Origin of the sequence: Mycobacterium sp. 1245852.3, from assembly GCF_001669335.1 — a bacterium.
Classification (GTDB): domain Bacteria; phylum Actinomycetota; class Actinomycetes; order Mycobacteriales; family Mycobacteriaceae; genus Mycobacterium; species Mycobacterium europaeum_A.
In genome coordinates this window covers 1-1,056 of sequence record NZ_LZLL01000348.1, presented here as the reverse complement: position 1 = coordinate 1,056, position 1,056 = coordinate 1, and the positions used below count along the sequence as shown (strand labels likewise).

General features: G+C 69.4%; 2 protein-coding genes. Both read left to right on the top strand.

The genetic code is table 11. The features are described from left to right. Positions 1 to 878 (top strand): hydroxymethylbilane synthase (gene hemC, locus A9W96_RS15540; protein ID WP_067141024.1); only part of this gene is annotated, 878 nt, incomplete at its 5' end. Positions 879 to 901: 23 nt separating this feature from the next. Further along, on the top strand, positions 902 to 1,056 hold a 155-nt coding region (locus A9W96_RS30465; RefSeq protein ID WP_156748967.1), incomplete at its 3' end, for an SAM-dependent methyltransferase.

Here is a 1,056-nt window from a genome sequence, read left to right as displayed (position 1 = left end):
TCGCGCTGGGACACCCGGCGGAGCTGGTGACCATCACCACCGCCGGGGACCGGTCGTCGGCGCCCATCGAAGACCTCGGGGTCGGTGTGTTCACCACCGCCCTGCGCGAGGCCATGGAAGAGGGCCGTGTCGACGCCGCCGTGCACTCCCACAAGGACCTGCCCACCGCCGAGGATCCGAGGTTTGCTCTGGCGGCCATACCGGTGCGCAACGACCCGCGCGATGCGGTGGTAGCGCGCGACGGGCTGGTGCTCGCGGAGTTGCCGGCCGGTTCGCTGGTGGGCACCTCCTCGCCGCGGCGGGCCGCGCAGCTTAGAGCATTGGGTCTCGGTTTGGAAATCCGCCCCCTACGAGGCAACCTAGATACCAGGTTGAACAGGGTAAGCAGTGGTGATCTCGACGCGATCGTGGTAGCCCGGGCGGGACTGGCCCGGATCGGTCGCCTCGACGACGTCACCGAGACGCTAGAGCCGGTGCAGATGTTGCCAGCACCGGCTCAGGGCGCGCTCGCCGTCGAATGCCGTGCCGGCGATAGCCGGTTAGCGGCGGTGCTGGCGGAACTGGACGACGCCGACACGAGGGCGTCGGTCACTGCGGAGCGAACCCTGCTGGCCGAACTGGAGGCCGGTTGCTCCGCACCGGTGGGCGCGATCGCCGAAGTGGTCGAGTCCATCGATGAGGAAGGCCGGATCTTCGAAGAGCTGTCGCTGCGCGGTTGTGTGGCGGCGCTGGACGGGTCTGATGTGATCCGCGCGTCCGGTATCGGCAGTCCCGGTCGGGCACGAGAGCTTGGGCTCTCGGTGGCCGCGGAGCTGTTCGAGCTGGGCGCCCGAGAGCTGATGAGCGGCGCGCGGCAAGACCCGACGCGAGGAAATTAGAAGCGAGTTACGTGGGAGCGACAATGACGACGCGAGGGCGTAAGCCGACACCCGGCCGCATCACGTACGTGGGCTCCGGCCCGGGTGACCCGGGATTGCTGACGACCCGGGCCGCCACGGTGCTGGCGAACGCCGCCCTGGTGTTCACCGACCCCGACGTGCCTGAGCCGGTGCTGGC